Source organism: Streptomyces sp. NPDC017246 (genome assembly GCF_044331325.1).
GTDB lineage: Bacteria > Actinomycetota > Actinomycetes > Streptomycetales > Streptomycetaceae > Streptomyces.
In genome coordinates, this window is record NZ_JBIRMW010000010.1 from 163,938 (window position 1) to 183,270 (window position 19,333).

Annotated in this window: 14 protein-coding genes; 10 read left to right on the forward strand and 4 right to left on the reverse strand. The window is 68.9% G+C overall.

The window, feature by feature from the left end; all coding sequences use genetic code 11:
- Positions 1-249: 249 nt before the first annotated feature.
- The 3 genes from ACH4MY_RS23620 to ACH4MY_RS23630 form a co-directional block, all read right to left on the reverse strand.
- Positions 250-1,779 (reverse strand): helix-turn-helix domain-containing protein, encoded by a 1,530-nt coding sequence (locus ACH4MY_RS23620; protein ID WP_398005706.1) that lies wholly within the window; start codon positions 1,777-1,779, stop codon positions 250-252.
- A 51-nt stretch (positions 1,780-1,830) separates the two neighbouring features.
- Positions 1,831-2,187 (reverse strand): VOC family protein, encoded by a 357-nt coding sequence (locus ACH4MY_RS23625; RefSeq protein WP_398005707.1) that lies wholly within the window; start codon positions 2,185-2,187, stop codon positions 1,831-1,833.
- Positions 2,188-2,303: 116 nt separating this feature from the next.
- Positions 2,304-3,038, reverse strand: a complete 735-nt coding sequence (locus ACH4MY_RS23630) for a helix-turn-helix domain-containing protein (RefSeq protein ID WP_398005708.1) — start codon at positions 3,036-3,038, stop codon at positions 2,304-2,306.
- Between the two features lie 246 nt (positions 3,039-3,284).
- Here ACH4MY_RS23630 and ACH4MY_RS23635 point away from each other — a divergent pair, with 246 nt between their 5' ends.
- From ACH4MY_RS23635 to acnA, 3 genes are all read left to right on the forward strand, one after another.
- Positions 3,285-3,956, forward strand: coding sequence for a DUF4097 family beta strand repeat-containing protein (locus tag ACH4MY_RS23635; RefSeq protein WP_398005709.1), 672 nt, complete (start codon positions 3,285-3,287; stop codon positions 3,954-3,956).
- Between the two features lie 70 nt (positions 3,957-4,026).
- Complete coding sequence (locus ACH4MY_RS23640; protein WP_398005710.1) at positions 4,027-6,321, forward strand: DPP IV N-terminal domain-containing protein; 2,295 nt, start codon at positions 4,027-4,029, stop codon at positions 6,319-6,321.
- Positions 6,322-6,543: 222 nt separating this feature from the next.
- The gene (gene acnA, locus ACH4MY_RS23645) at positions 6,544-9,261 is read left to right on the forward strand and encodes an aconitate hydratase AcnA (RefSeq protein ID WP_398005711.1); all 2,718 of its coding nucleotides are present in this window, start codon (positions 6,544-6,546) and stop codon (positions 9,259-9,261) included.
- 102 nt (positions 9,262-9,363) lie between these two features.
- On the opposite strand, the gene ACH4MY_RS23650 is transcribed toward acnA, so the two are convergent.
- Positions 9,364-10,287: an FG-GAP repeat domain-containing protein gene (locus ACH4MY_RS23650; protein WP_398005712.1), complete on the reverse strand. Its 924-nt coding sequence runs from the start codon at positions 10,285-10,287 to the stop codon at positions 9,364-9,366.
- A gap of 529 nt (positions 10,288-10,816) precedes the next feature.
- Here ACH4MY_RS23650 and ngcE point away from each other — a divergent pair.
- From ngcE to ACH4MY_RS23685, 7 genes are all read left to right on the forward strand, one after another.
- Positions 10,817-12,262 (forward strand): N-acetylglucosamine/diacetylchitobiose ABC transporter substrate-binding protein, encoded by a 1,446-nt coding sequence (gene ngcE, locus ACH4MY_RS23655; RefSeq protein WP_398005713.1) that lies wholly within the window; start codon positions 10,817-10,819, stop codon positions 12,260-12,262.
- Positions 12,263-12,362: 100 nt separating this feature from the next.
- Positions 12,363-13,292: a carbohydrate ABC transporter permease gene (locus ACH4MY_RS23660; protein WP_189835825.1), complete on the forward strand. Its 930-nt coding sequence runs from the start codon at positions 12,363-12,365 to the stop codon at positions 13,290-13,292.
- Positions 13,292-14,230: a carbohydrate ABC transporter permease gene (locus tag ACH4MY_RS23665; RefSeq protein WP_398005714.1), complete on the forward strand. Its 939-nt coding sequence runs from the start codon at positions 13,292-13,294 to the stop codon at positions 14,228-14,230. The genes ACH4MY_RS23660 and ACH4MY_RS23665 overlap by 1 nt, the downstream gene beginning before the upstream one ends.
- Before the next feature lie 214 nt (positions 14,231-14,444).
- Positions 14,445-15,656, forward strand: coding sequence for an ROK family transcriptional regulator (locus ACH4MY_RS23670; RefSeq protein WP_229313060.1), 1,212 nt, complete (start codon positions 14,445-14,447; stop codon positions 15,654-15,656).
- 121 nt (positions 15,657-15,777) lie between these two features.
- Positions 15,778-16,842: a sugar ABC transporter substrate-binding protein gene (locus ACH4MY_RS23675; RefSeq protein WP_398005715.1), complete on the forward strand. Its 1,065-nt coding sequence runs from the start codon at positions 15,778-15,780 to the stop codon at positions 16,840-16,842.
- A gap of 298 nt (positions 16,843-17,140) precedes the next feature.
- Positions 17,141-17,929 carry an ATP-binding cassette domain-containing protein gene (locus ACH4MY_RS23680; protein ID WP_398005716.1) on the forward strand — a complete coding sequence of 263 codons (789 nt, stop codon included), beginning with the start codon at positions 17,141-17,143 and terminating at the stop codon, positions 17,927-17,929.
- Complete coding sequence (locus ACH4MY_RS23685) at positions 17,926-19,245, forward strand: sugar ABC transporter permease (RefSeq protein WP_398005717.1); 1,320 nt, start codon at positions 17,926-17,928, stop codon at positions 19,243-19,245. Before ACH4MY_RS23680 ends, ACH4MY_RS23685 begins: the two co-directional genes overlap by 4 nt.
- Positions 19,246-19,333 lie beyond the last annotated feature (88 nt).

Genomic DNA, 19,333 nt, shown 5'->3' on the forward strand with positions numbered 1-19,333 from the left:
CGTACCCCCCCCCCCCCCCCCCCCCCCCCCCCCCCCCCCCCCCCCCCCCCCCCCCCCCAGGCAAACTCGCCCGTACCCAGTCGAGCAATTTCGGTCGTGCTGCTCAGGGTGCGGGGAGGCCAGGCTCTTCGGTTCTAGGGAGAGGCCGATTCCTCAGGGCTCCCGCTGCCCCGGCATGAGGCCCTCGCGTGAGCGTCGACAAAGCGGAAGGCCCCGCCAGCACCTGGCGGGGCCTTCCCTGTTCAGCGCTCAGATGTCCCGGAAGATCTCGATCTGCGCGCCGATCGAGTTCAGGCGCTCCGCCAGGTCCTCGTAGCCGCGGTTGATGACGTACACGTTCCGGAGGACCGACGTGCCCTCGGCCGCCATCATCGCCAGGAGGACGACCACCGCCGGGCGCAGGGCCGGGGGGCACATCATTTCGGCGGCGCGCCAGCGGGTGGGGCCTTCGACCAGGACGCGGTGGGGGTCGAGGAGTTGGAGGCGGCCGCCGAGGCGGTTGAGGTCCGTGAGGTAGATGGCGCGGTTGTCGTAGACCCAGTCATGGATCAGCGTCTTGCCCTGCGCCGTCGCCGCGATCGCCGCGAAGAAGGGGACGTTGTCGATGTTCAGGCCCGGGAACGGCATCGGGTGGATCTTGTCGATCGGCGCCTCCAGCTTGGAGGGGCGGACCGTCAGGTCGACCAGGCGCGTCCGGCCGTTGTCCGCCGGGTACTCGGGCGAACGGTCGTGGTCGAGGCCCATCTCCTCCAGGACGGCGAGCTCGATCTCCATGAACTCGATCGGGACCCGGCGGATGGTCAGTTCGGATTCCGTGACGACCGCCGCGGCGAGGAGGCTCATCGCCTCGACCGGGTCCTCGGAGGGGGAGTAGTCGACGTCCACGTCGATCTGCGGCACACCGTGCACGGTGAGGGTGGTGGTGCCGATGCCGTCCACCCGTACGCCCAGGGCCTCCAGGAAGAAGCAGAGGTCCTGGACCATGTAGTTGGAGGAGGCGTTGCGGATGACGGTCACGCCGTCGTGGCGGGCGGCCGCGAGGAGGGCGTTCTCGGTGACCGTGTCCCCGCGTTCGGTCAGCACGATCGGGCGGTCGGGGGAGACGGAGCGCTCGACCTGGGCGTGGTAGATGCCCTCGGTCGCGGTGATGTCGAGGCCGAAGCGGCGCAGCGCGATCATGTGCGGTTCGATCGTGCGCGTACCGAGGTCGCAGCCCCCCGCGTACGGCAGTTTGAAGCGGTCCATGCGGTGCAGCAGCGGGCCGAAGAACATGATGATCGAGCGGGTGCGGATCGCGGCCTCGGCGTCGATGGACTCCATGTCCAGTTCCGCGGGCGGCACGATCTCCAGGTCGACGCCGCCGTTGATCCAGCGGGTGCGCACTCCGATGGAGTTGAGGACTTCGAGGAGCCGGAAGACCTCTTCGATGCGGGCGACCCGGCGCAGCACCGTGCGGCCCTTGTTGAGGAGGGAGGCGCAGAGCAGCGCGACACAGGCGTTCTTGCTCGTCTTGACGTCGATGGCGCCGGAGAGCCGGCGGCGGCCGACGACCCGGAGGTGCATCGGTCCCGCGTAGCCCAGGGACACGATCTCGCTGTCGAGGGCTTCGCCGATCCGGGCGATCATCTCAAGGCTGATGTTCTGGTTGCCGCGCTCGATCCGGTTGACGGCGCTCTGGCTCGTGGCCAGTGCTTCGGCGAGCTGCGTCTGTGTCCAGCCACGGTGCTGACGGGCGTCACGGATGAGCTTGCCGATGCGTACGAGGTAGTCGTCTGCCATGGCGTCACGTTATCTCAAATATGAGATGACCCCTGTCGTCGGGGTGGGCCATCAGGGTGACAGGCCGTGCGCGGTCGGGTGGCGCGGTTCGTACAGGGGGAGTTCGGTTCCGCTCGGCAGCCGCACCGCGGCGAGCAGGCCCCAGCCCTGGTCGCTGATGGCCCGTGAGATCTCGGCGCCCCGGTCCTCGATCTCGGTCAGGGTCCGGGTGAGGTCCTCGCACATGAGATAGAGCTCGTGCTTCGGCTCGTCCTCCGTGGGGTGCACGGCCACCTCGGACGGCGGCAGCTCGAAGATGAGCCAGCCACCCCCGGCGTCCACGTGCGCGAAGCCGAAGACGTCCTTGAGGAAGGCCCGGTCGGCCTCCGCGTCCCGCGTGTAGAGGATCACATGCGCGCCACTGAACATGCCCCGATCCTCGGCCGCCCCCGGCCCCCCGGCAATCCGCGGAAGGCCGTACGGGTGCCGGGGGCGTGTGGGTGTCCGGGTGGCGCCGCCGGCCGGAACCGGGGTCGCGGCGTGGCTCAGGCGCTGCTGTCGGGGGTCGACTCCGGCTTCGTGTGGAGGATCTCGCGGGCCTGCGCGGCGGCGCGGGCGGTGCTCTCGGCGACGAAGTCGAGGAAGCGGGCGATGTTCTCGAGGCGGTTGCCGGCCGGGGTGTCGGAGCCCAGGACGCCGACGCCCTGCCGTGTGATCTCCACTATGTGGGCGGTGGCGCGGGCGCTGGCCATCATCGACTGGTACCAGACGTCGGCGTCGACGACGTAGCGGTCGCGGCGGTTCTCGTCGCGTTCCCGGCGGATCAGGTCCTGGCTCTCCAGGAACGCGATCGCCTTGGAGACGGATGCCGGGCTGACCTGGAGGCGCTGGACGAGTTCGGCCGCGGTGAGGCTGCCCGAGTCCGTGAGGCAGATGCAGGCCATCACCCGGGCCATCATCTTGGGCATGCCCGACTGGATGAGGACGGTGGTGAAGACCTCCTCGTACTCGCGCACGGCCTCGGCGTCGCGCCCGTGGGCCTGCGGGGGTGTCTGTGTCCCCCGGGGTGCGGTCTGCCTGCTGCGGTGGGCGCGACGTTCGGTGGCGCGGTGGGCGAGGTCGGCGCGGTATCCGGTGGGGCCGCCGTTGCGCATCACCTCGCGGGTGATCGTCGAGGTCGGGCGCTCCAGGCGCCTGGCGATCTCGGCGTAGGCGAGGCCGTCGGCCAGCCCCAGCGCGATCTGCTGACGTTCGGGCTGGGTGAGTCTGCCTCCGGGCATCGGCTCTCCTTCGTGGTCCGTGAGGGCTCATCATAGCGTTCGCCTTCATTTCATTGCAACGATCCGAGTGAGGGTTGTTGCGTTAGGTGCCAGGCTCACCGCAACGATTTCCCTGCTCTGACCTGTGATTATGGCTCTCGCGTGCAACGTGTATGTTGTGGGTTCTGTGAATGCAACGTAGCTTTTCGTTCATCGGAAAAGGGGCGGGCCGACAAGGGGCCCGCCCGCTGACGAAGGAGAAGAACGATGCGGAAGTTCGCCACCGCCGCCCCGGTCGCCGCCGTCCTGGACATCCCCGCCGGCCACCTGCGGCTCATCGCCGCCGACCGGTCCGACGTCACGGTCGAGGTCCTGCCCGCCAACGCCGCGAAGAGCGGCGATGTGAAGGCCGCGGAGCGGATCACGGTCGACTACGCCGACGGCGTCCTGCGGATCGCGGCCCCGCCCGCCAAGAACCGGATCCTGGGCGACTCCGGAGCGGTCGAGGTGACCGTCCAGCTGCCCGCCGGCTCCCGCGTCGAGGCCACGACGGCCACCGGAGAACTCCGCGGCGTCGGACGCCTGGGCGAGGTCACCTTCGACGGCGCGCAGGGCACCGTCAAGCTCGACGAGACCACCGACGCCCGTCTGACCCTCCTCGACGGCGACATCACCGTCGGCCGCCTGTCCGGCACCGCACGGATCAGCACCCAGAAGGGCGACCTGCGCGTCACCGAGGCCACCCGCGGCACCCTCACCCTGCGCACCGAGGCCGGCTCCATCACCGTCGACGCCGCCCGCGGCGTCTCCGCCTCCCTCGACGCCGGCACCACCTACGGCCGCATCCACAACACCCTCAACAACACCGAAGGCCCCGCCACCGCCCTCACCATCCACGCCACCACCGCCTACGGCGACATCACCGCCCGCAGTCTCTGAACCGCGGCGCCCCTCCGCGGCACCACCACCGTCACCCCCCCCGCCAGCATCACCGAGGAAGGTCGAAAGAATGAGCACCACTCAGGACTACCAGGCCGCAGAGCAGCTCCTCCGCCGACCCGCCCGCCCCGGCGAGCTCGTCGTCGGCGACAAGGTCAGGCCGCAGTGGACCGACGGCGGCGCCCGCTTCCGGTACGCGGTGAGCACCGGGGCCGGCAGGCGGTTCGTACAGGTCGACCCGGCGGCGGGTACCCGCGAGCCGGCCTTCGACCACCCCCGGCTGGCCGCCGCGCTCGCCGCCGCCTCCGGGCAGCCGGTCGACCCCGAGGCCCTGCCGTTCACGGCCGTCGAAACGGCCGGGAACGCCGTGGAGTTCGTCGCGTTCGCCGAGTACTGGCGCTGCCGTCTGGACGACTACAGCTGCGAGCGGGCCGAGTTCACGCCGCCGGGCAACCCGCTGGAAGTCCCCTCGCCCGACAAGAAGGTCGCGGTGTCCCTGCGAGGGCACGACCTGTGGGCGCGCTCGCTGTCCGACGGCCGCGAGTGGGCGCTGACCACCGACGGCGCACCCGACCACGGTTACGGCTCCGGTCCGGCCTCCACGGGCAACGGCACCCTGCTGCGCAAGATCGGCCTGCCTCACCTTCCTCCCTCGGTGGCCTGGTCGCCCGACTCGACGAAGGTCCTCACGCACCGGACCGACGAGCGGGCCGTACGCCAGGCCCACCTCGTGGAGGCAGCGCCCGCCGACGGCGGCGCGCCCCGCCTGCACTCCCAGCGGTACGCCCACACCGGGGACGAGAACATTCCGCTGGCCGAGCTGGTCGTCCTCGACGTCACCGGGGGCACGGTGGTCCGCGCGCAGGCCGAACCGCTGCTCATGCCGGTGTTCTCGCCGATAGCGGCCCGGTGGGCCTGGTGGGCGCCGGACGGCTCGGCGGTGTACTACCTCGGTCGGCCCCGCGACCTGCGCACGCTCACCCTGTACCGCCTCGACCCGTCCACCGGCGAGGTCACCGAGGTGCTCACGGAGACCGGGGACACCCGCGTGGAGCCCAACCAGTTCATGACGGAGCCCCCGATCGTGCGGGTCCTCGCCGACGAGGTGCTGTGGTACTCCCAGCGGGACGACTGGGGCCATCTGTACCGGTACGACCTGCGCACCGGCGCGCTGCTCGGACAGGTCACCTCCGGTCCGTGGGCGGTCCGGCAGATCCTGCGCGTCGACGAGGCCGAGCGGGTGGTCTACTTCACGGCCTCCGGTCTGGTCGACGAGGACCCCTACCGGCGCTCGGTGTGCCGGGTCGGTCTGGACGGCTCCGGCTTCGCCAGGATCACGGACGACGCGCTGGACCATGTCGTCACCGTGGCGGACGGCCGGGAGTACCCGGACGGGCAGGAGTACTTCCTCGACTCCGCCTCCACCGTCGACACCCCGCCGGTGACCCGCGTCCGCGACTGGACCGGACGGGTGCTCGTCGAGTTGGAGCGTGCCGACATCGGGAAGCTCACCGCTACGGGCTGGACGGCGCCCGAGCGGTTCCGCGTCAAGGCGGCCGACGGCGTGACGGACCTCTACGGGGTGCTGTACCGGCCGCGGGGCTTCGACCCGGCCGAACGCTACCCGGTGGTGGACAACCTCTACCCGGGACCGCAGGTCAACCGGGTCGCCCCGTGCTTCGACCCCGGCGGCATGGGCATGGACGCGGAGCCGCTCGCGGCACTGGGCTTCGTGGTGGTGGCGCTGGACGGGCGGGGCACCCCGGGGCGGAGCAAGTCCTTCCACGACGCCTCCTACGGCCGTCTGGCCGACGCGGGCTCGCTGGCCGACCATGTCGCGGCGCTGGGGCAGCTGGCTCAGGACCGGCCGTGGATGGACCTGGACCGAGTGGGCGTGTTCGGCCACTCCGGGGGCGGTTTCGCCGCGGCGCGGGCGATGCTCGACTTCCCCGGGACGTACCGGACCGGGGTCGCGCTCTCCGGCTCGCACGACGCCGGCTGCTTCAACCCGGGCTTCGTGGAGACGTACGACGGGGCGGACGATCCCGAGGCCTGGGCCCGTACCTCCAACGTGGGCCTCGCGGACCGGCTCGCGGGCAGGCTGCTGCTCGTCCACGGAGAGATGGACGACCAGGTCCACCCGCAGCACACCCTGCGGCTGGCCGAACGGCTCCTCGCGGCCGGCAAGGACTTCGAGCTGCTCGTCGTGCCCGGCGCCGAGCACACGTTCCTCGACTGTCTGTCCTTCGTCCGCACCCGCTGCTGGGACTTCCTGGTGCGCGAGCTGATGGGCGCGACGCCCCCCGCCTACCGCCCGGCCCCGATCGCCATCGGTCCGGAGCTGCTCGGCGAGATGTTCGCCTGAGCCGCGGCGGCCGCGACGCCACGGAGGCGGTCACGGGCAGCCGGGCATGACCCGGCGGCGGGGATGCACTAGAGTTATCTCGACATCGAGATAACTGCTTACGGCGCACCGTGGCCGCCCACCCGGTAAGGGTTACCTAACTAAGCCTTACCTTAACGGATCGGCGTGGAGTCGTGGCGGCAGCATGGCGGTAATACGCGCACATTGATGAAGGAGACTGTCGTGTCGGCGAACAGCTTCGACGCCCGCAGCACGCTGCACGTGGGCGACGAGTCGTACGAGATCTTCAAGCTGGACAAGGTCGAGGGCTCCGCGCGCCTCCCTTACAGCCTGAAGGTCCTCCTGGAGAACCTCCTCCGTACCGAGGACGGCGCGAACATCACCGCCGACCACATCCGGGCCCTCGGCGGCTGGGACTCGCAGGCCCAGCCGAGCCAGGAGATCCAGTTCACGCCGGCCCGCGTGATCATGCAGGACTTCACCGGCGTCCCGTGTGTGGTGGACCTCGCCACCATGCGTGAGGCCGTGAAGGAGCTCGGCGGCGACCCGGCGAAGGTCAACCCGCTCTCCCCGGCCGAGCTGGTCATCGACCACTCCGTCATCGCCGACAAGTTCGGCACGAAGGACGCCTTCGGCCAGAACGTCGAGCTGGAGTACGGCCGCAACAAGGAGCGCTACCAGTTCCTGCGCTGGGGCCAGACCGCCTTCGACGACTTCAAGGTCGTCCCCCCGGGCACCGGCATCGTCCACCAGGTGAACATCGAGCACCTGGCCCGTACGGTCATGGTCCGCAACGGCCAGGCGTACCCCGACACCCTCGTCGGCACCGACTCGCACACCACCATGGTCAACGGCCTCGGCGTGCTGGGCTGGGGCGTCGGCGGCATCGAGGCCGAGGCCGCGATGCTCGGCCAGCCGGTCTCCATGCTCATCCCGCGCGTCGTCGGCTTCAAGCTGACCGGCGAGCTCCCGGCCGGCACCACCGCCACCGACCTGGTCCTCACGATCACCGAGATGCTGCGCAAGCACGGCGTCGTCGGCAAGTTCGTCGAGTTCTACGGCGAGGGCGTCGCCGCGACCTCCCTCGCGAACCGCGCCACCATCGGCAACATGTCGCCGGAGTTCGGCTCCACCGCCGCGATCTTCCCGATCGACGACGAGACGCTGAAGTACCTGCGCCTCACCGGCCGCGACGCCCAGCAGGTCGCCCTCGTCGAGGCGTACGCCAAGGAACAGGGCCTCTGGCTCGACCCGGCCGCCGAGCCCGACTTCTCCGAGAAGCTGGAGCTCGACCTCTCCACGGTCGTCCCCTCCATCGCCGGCCCGAAGCGCCCGCAGGACCGCATCGTCCTCGCGAACGCCGCCGTGCAGTTCGCCCAGGACGTCCGCAACTACGTCGACGAGGCCGACGAGGCGGGCAAGGAGTCCTTCCCGGCCTCCGACGCCCCGGCGAACCACCCGAACGGCGCCCCGTCGAAGCCGGTCCAGGTGACCGCCCCCGACGGCACGACGTACGAGATCGACCACGGCGCCGTCACCGTCGCCGCGATCACCTCCTGCACCAACACGTCGAACCCGTACGTCATGGTCGCCGCCGCGCTCGTCGCGAAGAAGGCCGTGGAGAAGGGCCTGACCCGCAAGCCGTGGGTCAAGACCACCCTCGCCCCGGGCTCGAAGGTCGTCACCGACTACTTCGACAAGGCGGGTCTCACCCCGTACCTCGACAAGGTCGGCTTCAACCTCGTCGGCTACGGCTGCACCACCTGCATCGGCAACTCCGGCCCGCTGCCGGAGGAGGTCTCCAAGGCCGTCAACGAGCACGACCTGGCGGTCACCTCGGTGCTCTCGGGCAACCGCAACTTCGAGGGCCGCATCAACCCCGACGTCAAGATGAACTACCTGGCCTCCCCGCCGCTGGTCGTCGCGTACGCCCTCGCGGGTTCCATGAAGGTGGACATCACCAAGGACGCCCTCGGCGTCGACCAGGACGGCAAGCCCGTCTACCTGGCCGACATCTGGCCGACGGAGGCCGAGGTCAACGACGTCGTCGCCAACGCCATCGGCGAGGACATGTTCAACAAGTCCTACCAGGACGTCTTCGCGGGCGATGCCCAGTGGCAGGCGCTGCCGATCCCGACCGGCAACACCTTCGAGTGGGACACCGAGTCCACCTACGTCCGCAAGCCCCCGTACTTCGAGGGCATGACGATGGAGACCACCCCGGTCACCGACATCGTCGGCGCCCGCGTCCTGGCCAAGCTGGGCGACTCGGTCACCACCGACCACATCTCCCCGGCCGGCGCCATCAAGGCCGACACCCCGGCCGGCAAGTACCTCACCGAGCACGGTGTGGAGCGTCGTGACTTCAACTCCTACGGATCGCGCCGTGGCAACCACGAGGTCATGATCCGCGGCACGTTCGCCAACATCCGCCTGCGCAACCAGATCGCGCCGGGCACCGAGGGCGGCTTCACCCGCGACTTCACCCAGGCCGACGCGCCGGTGGCGTTCATCTACGACGCCTCCCGCAACTACATCGAGCAGGGCACCCCGCTCGCGATCCTGGCGGGCAAGGAGTACGGCTCCGGCTCGTCCCGCGACTGGGCCGCCAAGGGCACCGCGCTGCTCGGCGTCAAGGCCGTCATCGCCGAGTCGTACGAGCGCATCCACCGCTCGAACCTCATCGGCATGGGCGTCCTGCCCCTCCAGTTCCCGGAGGGCCAGTCGGCCGAGACCCTGGGCCTGACCGGCGAGGAGACCTTCTCCTTCACCGGCGTCGAGGAGCTCAACAACGGCACGACCCCGCGCACGGTGAAGGTCACCACCGACACCGGTGTCGACTTCGACGCGGTCGTCCGCATCGACACCCCCGGCGAGGCGGACTACTACCGCAACGGTGGCATCATGCAGTACGTGCTGCGCAACCTGATCCGTGGCTGAACGCAGCTTCGGCCGATGATCTGATCGGGTCGTACGCAAAGGGCCCCGCTCCTCGGAAGAGGAGCGGGGCCCTTTCGTTCGTCACATGTTCCGATCCGAGGATCAGAACATCAGACGGAAGCCGTTCCAGCCGTTGGTGCCGATCTTGACCTTGGCGTGGAACGGCGAGGACGCGTTGCCCGTGCCCTTGTACAGCCACAGGGCGCCCGCGCTGTCACGGGCCACCAGGTCCGCGATGCCGTCGTAGTTCATGTCGCCGGTGGACAGCAGGTTGTTGAACGTGTTCCAGCCGCCGCCGATACGCGTACGGGCGGAGTAGGGCGCCTTGTAGTTGCCGGTGCCCTTGTACAGCCACAGCACGCCCGAACCGTCGCGCGCGACGATGTCGGCCTTGCCGTCACCCGTCAGGTCGCCCTTGCCGGTGATCTGGGTGTAGGCGCCCCAGCCGCCGCCGACCCTGACGCGCGGCGCGATGCCGCCGTTGTTGTAGCCGAGGTACAGCCACAGCACGCCGTAGTTGTCCCGGGCGAGCAGGTCGTCCGCGCCAGCGCCGCCCGCGTTCGAGGGGGAGAAGACACGGTTGTAGATGCCCCAGCCACCGCCGAGGTCACGCCGGTCCTGGCTCCAGGGGCCGTAGTACAGGCGGTTGTTCTCGACGAACCAGACGCCGTTCGACTCGCCGTCGCTGTCGACGTCCGCCTGGGTGACGAACTTCTTGTACTGGAAGCCGTAGCCCGTCTTCTCGGAGGCCGTGAGGCCGCCGTTGCCGGTGAGGCCGTAGCCGTAGATGTCACCGGCGCTGTTGACGCCGTACAGGGCGTTGACCGGGGTGACCGCGGCAGCCGCGGTCGCGCCGAAGGTGGTGGCGCGAGGCGCCGCCTGGGTGGTGCTGACGGCCTTGGCGGACGCCTCCGGCGTCTCCGCCGCGACCGCGGCCGTGGTGGTGCCCACGAGAGCCGCCGTGATCGCGGCCACGGTGATACGGGACAGGACGCCCGTGCGGTTCAGGCCAGAAGAGTTGGCCACGTAGTACTCCAGATCAGAGAGGAAAAAAGGCAGGTTCCCGCCTCCGGCCGTACGCGACGGCCGTACACGGCGGGACCTCTATGATCCCGGATCGTCCTTACAAGACCTTCACCGGGAGGTGGGTCTGTGACACAACTGTTTCGATCCCGGTCATATGTCCCCTTTGTGTGCACACATCCGGCCGGCGCCGCCGACGCCCCCGCCACGTCCCCCCAGTACGGGTAGGTCTGAGGCAGTGTCAAGGGCATTGGCGGACGAATGGTTGGACGAAACGCCGCAGATCGCGCCCGCTTATCCCGGAGGTCTCAACTCGGGAAAGATGGCCGTTGAAACCTGCTTTCGATCTTGCTCAGGCGAAGGGAAGTGGACTATACCTGTCGGCGTCCAGCCAGTCGTTTTCATCACGCGACGGCCCGACGCCTGCACGACCCGGCTGCAAATGACCGCGGTGGCGGGGCCCTTCGCCTGTGGCGAGAGTACGGGCGACCGGTACACCGCCTGAGTCCTGAATGAAGGCGAGGACTTGAGCATGGGATCCACCTCCGCACACACCAATGAGGGCCTTGGCCGTCGCGATCTGATCAAGCGTTCTGCCGCTATCGGTCTGATCTCCGTACCGACGATGGGCTTCCTCTCCGCCTGTGCGAGCAGTGACAGCGGTGGCAACGGAAAGGTCGAGAAGGGCACGAAGTCCGAAAAGAACCCGCTCGCGGTGAACGAGTCGGCACCGCTCGATTTCGTCCTCTTCGACGGTGGATTCGGACAGGAGTACGCCAAGGACGCGGTCAAGATCTACGAGACCAATTACCCGAAGGCGAAGGTCAAGTTCACTCCGACCCAGAAGATCACCACCACGCTGCAGCCGCGCTTCAACGGCGGCAACCCGCCGGACCTCATCGACAACTCCGGCGCCGAGCAGATGGACATGGGTGTCCTCGTCGGTCAGAAGCAGCTCGCGGACCTCACCCCGCTCCTGGACGCGCCGTCCGTCGACGACCCCGCCAAGAAGGTCCGTGACACCCTGCGGCCCGGCATCGTCGAGATGGGTCAGTTCGACGGCCAGCCCTGCTGGATCCTGAACTACGCCTACACGGTCTACGGCGTCTGGTACTCGCAGAAGCTCCTGGACTCGCTCGACGCGAAGTACCCGGAGACCTGGGACGAGATGATCGACGTCTGCGAGAAGGCGAAGAAGAAGGGCATCGCCGCCTGGACGTACGCGGGCAAGCACCCGTACTACGTCCCCTTCTCGCTCTACCCGATGATCGGCAAGGTCGGCGGCCGCGAGGTCCTGGACGCCATCGACAACCTGGAGCCGAAGGCCTGGGAGCACCCCGCGGTCAAGGCCTGTTTCGAGGCGTACTACGAGCTCGTCCGGAAGGGATACATCCTCAAGGGCACCCCCGGCCTCGACCACATCCAGTCGCAGACCGCCTGGACCGAGGGCAAGGCGCTGTTCATCCCGAACGGCTCCTGGGTCGAGAACGAGGCCGCGAAGACCATGCCGGCCGACTTCGGTCTGGCCGTCTCCGGTCCGACCGGCATCGACGCCTCGGACAAGATGCCGTTCGGCACCATCTGGGCGGCCGGCGGCGAGCCCTTCATCGTCCCGGCGAAGGCGGCGAACCCCGAGGGCGGCATGGAGCAGCTGCGCATCATGCTCAGCGAGGCCTCCTCCAAGAACTTCACCCAGTCGGTGAAGTCCCTGACGGCCCTCAACGGCGGCACCGACGGCATCGAGCTCTCCCCGGGCCTCAAGTCCGGCGTCGCGGCGCTGGAGAAGGCCGGCCAGAACGTCGTCAACCCGCGCCTCCAGGACTGGTACGTCGCCCTCCAGAAGGAGAAGATCGGTGTCGCCGGCATCGGTGAGCTGATGGCAGGCCGCGCGACCCCGGCCGAGACGATCAAGAAGATCCAGAAGTACGCCGACGAGGCGGCCAAGGACTCCTCGATCAAGCACTACAAGCACCAGTGAGCAGTGCCGGGGCCCCTTCCCGCCGACCGGGAGCGGGCCCCGGCCCCTTAGCGCGTGGCACCAGCGGCGCGCCTCCGCGGGAAGATCGGGGTCGGTAGGAATGCAACACGGCAAGTACCGTTTCATCGTGGGGTTCCTGGCGGCCCCCCTCGCGCTCTACGCGCTCTTCGTCGTCTGGCCGTTCATCCAGTCCATCTACTACTCGTTCACGGACTGGACCGGGCTGAGTCCCGAATTCGGGATGGTCGGATTCGACAACTACAGCAGAATGCTGGACGACGAGGTCTTCTGGAAGTCGTTCCAGCACAGTCTGACCTTCGCGGTGGTGCTGCCGCTGGTGACCGTCGGACTCGCGCTGTTCTTCGCCTTCATGCTCAATGTCGGCGGTCGGCGCCGTAGGGGCGCGGCCATCGCGGGTGTGCGTGGATCGTCTTTCTACAAGATTGTCTATTTCTTCCCGCAGGTGCTGTCGATCGCGATCGTGGCGCTGCTCTTCCAGTTCGCGTACAACCCGAATAGCGGAGCGATCAATTCCGTTTTGAAGGGCGTCGGTCTCGGCAGTGTCCAGCCCGACTGGCTCGGCGATCCGGACCTCGCCCTCATCTGCGTGATGATCGTCCTCGTCTGGTCCACCGTCGGATTCTTCGTCGTCCTCTTCTCGGCCGGCATGGCGTCCATTCCGCGGGACTTCTACGAGGCGGCCCTGCTGGACGGCGCGAACCGCTTCACCACGTTCTTCAAGATCACGCTGCCGCTGCTCTGGGACACCGTGCAGTCGGGCTGGATCTACATGGGCATCCTGGCGCTCGGCGCGGAATCCTTCGCCGTCGTCCAGATCATGACCGTCGGCCCCAGCGGCGGCGGGCCCGACTACTCGACCATCGTCCTTCCGCTGTACGTGTACCAGAAGGCGTTCCGGGACGGTCAGGCCGCCTACGCAACGACCATCGGTGTCGCGCTCCTCCTCGTCACGCTGGCCTTCGCGGCCGTCGTGATGAAGCTGGGCCGGCGCGAGCGGCTGGAGTTCTGATGAAGACGACCGACACTGCCCCCACCGGCGTCGAGAGCCCCGGCTCCCCGGGCGGCTCGGGGCCCGTGGTCACCAAGGCGACGGTGACCCCGCCCCGCAAGCGGTCCAAGAGCGAGGGCGCGACCCTCAACGTCTTCTCGCACGGCGTTCTGATCATCTGGGCGATCATGGTCGTCATGCCGCTGCTCTGGGCGGTCATGACCTCGTTCAAGACCGACAAGGCGATCTTCACCTCGCCGTGGGCGCTGCCCGACAAGCTGCACTTCGAGAACTGGTCGCGCGCCTGGACAGAGGCGCACATGAGCGACTACTTCCTGAACACGATCCTGGTGGTCGGCGGCTCGCTGTTCGGCACGCTGCTCCTCGGCTCGATGGCGGCCTACGTCCTGGCCCGCTTCGACTTCCCGGGCAACCGCTTCATCTACTTCCTCTTCATCGGAGGGATGAGCTTCCCGATCATCCTGGCGCTCGTGCCGCTGTTCTACGTGATGCAGAACATGGCCCTGCTCAACACCCTGCACGGCCTGATCCTGGTCTACATCGCGTACTCGCTGCCGTTCACCGTCTTCTTCCTCACCGCCTTCTTCCGCACGCTGCCGAGCTCGGTCGCGGAAGCGGCCTTCGTCGACGGCGCCTCGCACACCCGGACCTTCTTCCAGGTGATGCTGCCGATGGCCAAGCCGGGCCTCATCAGCGTCGGTATCTTCAACTTCCTCGGTCAGTGGAACCAGTACCTGCTGCCGACGGTGCTCAACACCGAGCCGGAGAAGAAGGTGCTCTCGCAGGGGCTCGTCCAGCTCGCCGTCAGCCAGGGCTACAAGGGCGACTGGTCCGGTCTCTTCGCCGGTCTGGTGATGGCGATGCTCCCGGTGCTCGCCGCGTACATCATCTTCCAGCGGCAGGTGGTGGCCGGTCTGACCGCCGGCGCCGTGAAGTGATCCCGGGGCCTCTCCGGCCCCTCCTCCCGACCCCCGAAGGGCCCCCGGCGCACCGCGCGCCGGGGGCCCTTCCCGCTGCGCGACGCCGGGGGAGAGCGGCCCCGGCCACGGTGTGACACAGACCCTCCGCATCTCAAGGTCTTGACGGGGAGCAAGCCGAAAGCGTCCCCTTAGAGTTCACATGTTGGAGAAAACGGTGGGAGTGAGTGAGTCGATGGAGACTCCGGGGTCGCAGACGTCTCTGCACAGGGCCAATCTCGAACGGGTCGTCCGGGCGGTGCGGATGGCCGGCTCGTTGACCCAGGCGGAGATCGCCCGGGCGACGGGCCTGTCCGCCGCCACGGTCTCCAACATCGTCCGGGAGTTGAAGGACGGCGGCACCGTCGACGTCACACCCACCTCCGCGGGAGGCCGCCGGGCCCGCAGCGTCTCGCTCTCCGGCGACGCGGGGATCGTGATCGGCGTCGACTTCGGCCACACCCATCTCCGGGTCGCCGTCGGCAACCTCGCCCATCAGGTGCTCGCCGAGGAGGCCGAGCCGCTGGATGTGGACGCCTCCGCCGCCGAGGGCTTCGACCGGGCGGAACAGCTGGTCAAACGGCTGATCCTGGCCACCGGGATCGGTCCCGACAAGGTGATCGGCGTCGGGCTCGGCGTACCCGGCCCGATCGACGTCTCCTCCGGGACCCTCGGCTCGACCTCGATCCTGCCGGGCTGGAGCGGGATCAACCCCGCCGAGGAGCTCTCCGGCCGTCTCGGCGTCCCCGTGCACGTCGACAACGACGCCAATCTGGGCGCGCTCGGCGAACTGGTCTGGGGCAGTGGGCGGGGCGTCAAGGATCTGGCGTACATCAAGGTGGCCAGCGGTGTCGGCGCCGGCCTCGTCATCGACGGCCGGGTCTACCGGGGTCCCGGCGGCACGGCGGGGGAGATCGGGCACATCACGCTCGACGAGTCGGGCCCGGTCTGCCGCTGCGGCAACCGGGGCTGCCTGGAGACCTTCACCGCCGCCCGGTACGTGCTGCCGCTGCTCCAGCCCAGCCACGGGCCCGATCTGACCATGGAGCGGGTCGTCCAGCTGGCCCGGGAGGGCGACCCCGGCTGCCGCCGGGTGATCGCCGACGTCGGGCGTCACATCGGCAGTGGTATCGCCAACCTCTGCAATCTTCTGAATCCGAGCCGGGTGGTGCTCGGCGGCGACCTGGCGGAGGCCGGGGAGCTGGTTCTGGCGCCCATCAGGGACTCCGTGTCGCGGTACGCGATCCCCAGTGCCGCCCGGCAGCTCTCGCTGGCCCAGGGGGCCCTGGGCGGCCGCGCCGAAGTGCTCGGCGCGCTCGCCCTCGTCCTGAGCGAAATGGGCGATTCGACCCTGTTGGAGAGTGCGCTGCCGACGGCCGCGCCGGCCTCCCGTCTTGCCTTCACTTAGATAACGAACACCACCGTTGTCATCTCGTTAAGAATTTACTTCTTGACGGCAACGTTGCGGCCGAGTTGACTTCGTGCCACCTCGGCCGCAACGTCGCGGCCTCGTCAGGGAGGCAACCCACATGAACGCAGTGACGCGTCGTGCCGTCATAGCAACGGCCGCGGTCTCGATGGCCCTCTCGCTCGCCGCTTGCGGCCAGGCGGGCGGCGGCGACAAGGAAGACAAGGGCAGCTCGACCAAGATCGGTCTGCTCCTTCCCGAGAACAAGACCTCGCGCTACGAGGCCCTCGACAAGCCCCAGTTCGAGAAGGCCGTCAAGGCCGCGTGCGGCGACTGTGAGGTCGTGTACAACAACGCGGTCTCCGACGTCGTCAAGCAGAAGCAGCAGTTCGACCAGCTGATCGCCGACGGCATCAAGGTCATCGCCCTCGACCCGGTCGACGCGACCAAGGCCGAAGGCTGGGTCAAGGACGCCAAGGCCAAGGGCGTCAAGGTCGTCGCGTACGACCGCGCCATCAAGGGTGCCGACGCCTACGTCAGCCACGACAACAACAAGGTCGGCGAGCTCCAGGGCCAGGCCCTCCTCGCCGCCCTCGGCGGCAAGGCCGCCTCCGCCAACGTCGTGATGATCAACGGCGACGAGAAGGACCCGAACGCCGCGCTGTTCAAGAAGGGCGCCCACACCGCGCTCGACGGCAAGGTCGGCAAGATCGCCTACGAGGCCTCCGGCGAGTGGGACCCGAAGGTCGCCGGCGAGAAGATGTCCGCCGCGATCTCCTCGGTCGGCAAGGACAAGATCGGCGCCGTCTACTCGGCGAACGACGGCATGGCGGGTGGCATCGTCACCTCCCTGGAGAACGCCGGCATCAAGAACATCCCGGTCGGCGGTCAGGACGCCGAGGTCGCGGGCATCCAGCGGATCATCGCCGGTACGCAGACCTTCACGATCTACAAGTCGCCGCTCCAGCTGGCCCCCGAGGCGGCCAAGTTCGCGGTGAGCCTGCTCCAGGGCAAGGAGCTCGGCGCCCAGGGCGAGACCGACGGCGTGCCGTCGACGCTCTTCCCGCCGGTCGTGGTCGACAAGACCAACATCCAGACCACGGTGATCCAGGACGGCATCTACAAGGCCGCCGACCTGTGCACCTCGGACCTGGCCGCCAAGTGCACGGCTCTGGGCGTCAAGTAACCCCCTGAGCCGAGCCCGCCGGGCCTTCCGAGGCCCGGCGACACGGATCCCGCCGTCCCGCCCCCCCGTACAGAGGGTGAACGCCCCTCCGGAGCGTGAACACCCCGCCACAGGGTGAACACCCCCCGTACGGCCGCCCGGCGCACGACGACCCGATCCGTCACCCCCCTGCCCGTCCGGCCCCCGGCCGACCCAGACCCCGCTGTCGGCCCGGGGGCCGGACGAGCTCAGCCCCCCCCTCGAACTTTGGCGCTGCACCGGCGGCGCGTCATGCCGCCGCCCGCGCGCGGCGAAGGAGTTGGTTCACGTGTCCCAGACGCCCGTGTTGGCGTTGCGCGGGATCTTCAAGCGATTCGGAGCGGTTCAGGTCCTCTCCGGTGTCGATCTCGAAGTCCACGCAGGAGAGGTCGTCGCGCTCGTCGGCGACAACGGAGCGGGAAAGTCCACGCTGGTCAAGACGATCGCCGGTGTGCACCCGATCGACGAGGGCGTCATCGAGTGGGAGGGCGAGCCGGTCGAGATCCAGCGCCCGCACGACTCCCAGAACCTCGGTGTCGCGACCGTCTACCAGGACCTCGCGCTCTGCGACAACCTCGACGTCGTGGCCAACCTGTTCCTCGGCCGCGAGATCAAGAAGGGCGGCGTCCTCGACGAGGTCGCCATGGAGAAGCGGGCCAAGGACCTGCTCTCCACGCTCTCCATCCGCATCCCCAGCGTCCGCATCCCCGTCGCCGCCCTCTCCGGCGGTCAGCGGCAGGTCGTCGCCATCGCGCGCGCCCTGGTCGGCAACCCCAAGATCGTGATCCTGGACGAGCCGACCGCCGCCCTCGGCGTCGAGCAGACCGCCCAGGTCCTCGACCTGGTCGAGCGGCTGCGCGAGCAGGGCCTCGGCGTCATCCTCATCAGCCACAACATGGCCGATGTGAAGGCCGTCGCCGACACCGTGGCGGTGCTGCGCCTGGGCCGCAACAACGGCACCTTCCCGGTGGCCACCACCACGCACGAAGAGATCATCGCCGCGATCACCGGTGCCACGGACAACGCCGTGACCCGTCGCCAGGCGCGCAACGCGGAGGTAGCGAAGTGAGCAACACCCCTCCGACCGCGAGCGACGAGGCCGCCGTGCCCGAGCCGCGCACCGCGGACGAGCAGCTCCCGGTGACCGAGGCCCCCGCCGCCGCCGCGATCCCCGCCGTCGACCCCCGCCTCCTCATCCGCGAGCAGGGCTTCAAGGGTTACGTCGAGGAGTTCAAGCGCAAGATCCGCTCCGGTGAGATCGGCTCGCTGCCCGTCGTGGTCGGCCTCATCGTCATCGGCATCGTCTTCCAGGCCCTCACCGGCAACTTCATCACCTCGTACAACCTCGACCAGATCACGCTGTACGCGGTCGGCCCCGGCATCATGGCCGTCGGCATCGTCTTCGTGCTGCTGCTCGGCGAGATCGACCTCGCCGTCGGCTCCGTGGCGGGTCTGGCCGGCTCGGTCTGGGGCGTCCTCGGCACCGACATGCCGGACGGCCTCGCGATCCTCCTCGGCATCCTCTCCGGCACCCTCCTCGGCGCCTTCCACGGTCTGGTCTTCGCCAAGATCGGCGTGCCCGCCTTCGTCGTCACCCTCGCGGGCTTCCTCGGCTGGGCCGGTCTCCAGACCTGGGTGATGGGGGACAAGTCCACCATCCCCACCCCGATCGGCAGCTTCGTCGGCGACCTCACGAAGTACTACTTCACCGATGTCGTCGCCGCCTACGGCCTCGCCGTGGCCGTCGTCGCCGCCTTCTACCTCGCCCAGCTGCGCGACGCCCGCCGCCGCAAGGCCGCCGAGCTGCCGCACCGCCCGCAGAGCGAGATCGTGCTGCGCACGGCCGTCCTCGCGGTCCTGGTCCTCGTCGCCGCCTACGGCTTCAACCAGGAGCAGGGCCTGCCGCTCTCCCTGGTGATCTTCCTGGTGATCCTGCTCGTCACCGACTTCGTGCTCCGCCGCACCACGTACGGCCGTCAGGTCTTCGCCGTCGGCGGTGGCATCGAGGCCGCCCGCCGCGCCGGTATCAACGTCTCGTGGATCCGGATCTCGGTGTTCATGATCTCCGGCACGATGGGCGCGATCGGCGGTCTCTTCCTCGCCTCCGCGACCGGCGGCGCCGACCGCTCCCTCGGCGGCGGCAACCAGCTGATGATGTGCATCGCGGCCGCGGTCATCGGCGGTACGTCCCTGTTCGGCGGACGCGGCAAGGTCTGGTCGGCGCTCCTGGGCATCCTGGTCATCCAGTCGATCGTCCAGGGCCTCAACCAGATGAACCTGTCCTCGAACGCGATCCAGTACATGATCACCGGAGCGGTCCTGCTCATCGCCGTGATCATCGACTCGGTCTCCCGCAAGACGCAGAAGACGGCAGGGCGCGCCTAGCCTCCCCGTCCCGCACGCAGCACCCGGGTCACGCGCGCGCGTAACGCTCGCCACACCGCCCGGCGCCGTGAAACCGGCGCCGGGCACT

Bases quoted from the DNA above. Each gene is read 5' to 3' on its own strand.
- ACH4MY_RS23620 (WP_398005706.1), bottom strand. From the start codon at position 1,779: ATGGCAGACGACTACCTCGTACGCATCGGCAAGCTCATCCGTGACGCC.
- ACH4MY_RS23625 (WP_398005707.1), bottom strand. From the start codon at position 2,187: ATGTTCAGTGGCGCGCATGTGATCCTCTACACGCGGGACGCGGAGGCC.
- ACH4MY_RS23630 (WP_398005708.1), bottom strand. From the start codon at position 3,038: ATGCCCGGAGGCAGACTCACCCAGCCCGAACGTCAGCAGATCGCGCTG.
- ACH4MY_RS23635 (WP_398005709.1), top strand. From the start codon at position 3,285: ATGCGGAAGTTCGCCACCGCCGCCCCGGTCGCCGCCGTCCTGGACATC.
- ACH4MY_RS23640 (WP_398005710.1), top strand. From the start codon at position 4,027: ATGAGCACCACTCAGGACTACCAGGCCGCAGAGCAGCTCCTCCGCCGA.
- ngcE (WP_398005713.1), top strand. From the start codon at position 10,817: ATGGGATCCACCTCCGCACACACCAATGAGGGCCTTGGCCGTCGCGAT.
- ACH4MY_RS23660 (WP_189835825.1), top strand. From the start codon at position 12,363: ATGCAACACGGCAAGTACCGTTTCATCGTGGGGTTCCTGGCGGCCCCC.
- ACH4MY_RS23665 (WP_398005714.1), top strand. From the start codon at position 13,292: ATGAAGACGACCGACACTGCCCCCACCGGCGTCGAGAGCCCCGGCTCC.
- ACH4MY_RS23670 (WP_229313060.1), top strand. From the start codon at position 14,445: ATGGAGACTCCGGGGTCGCAGACGTCTCTGCACAGGGCCAATCTCGAA.
- ACH4MY_RS23675 (WP_398005715.1), top strand. From the start codon at position 15,778: ATGAACGCAGTGACGCGTCGTGCCGTCATAGCAACGGCCGCGGTCTCG.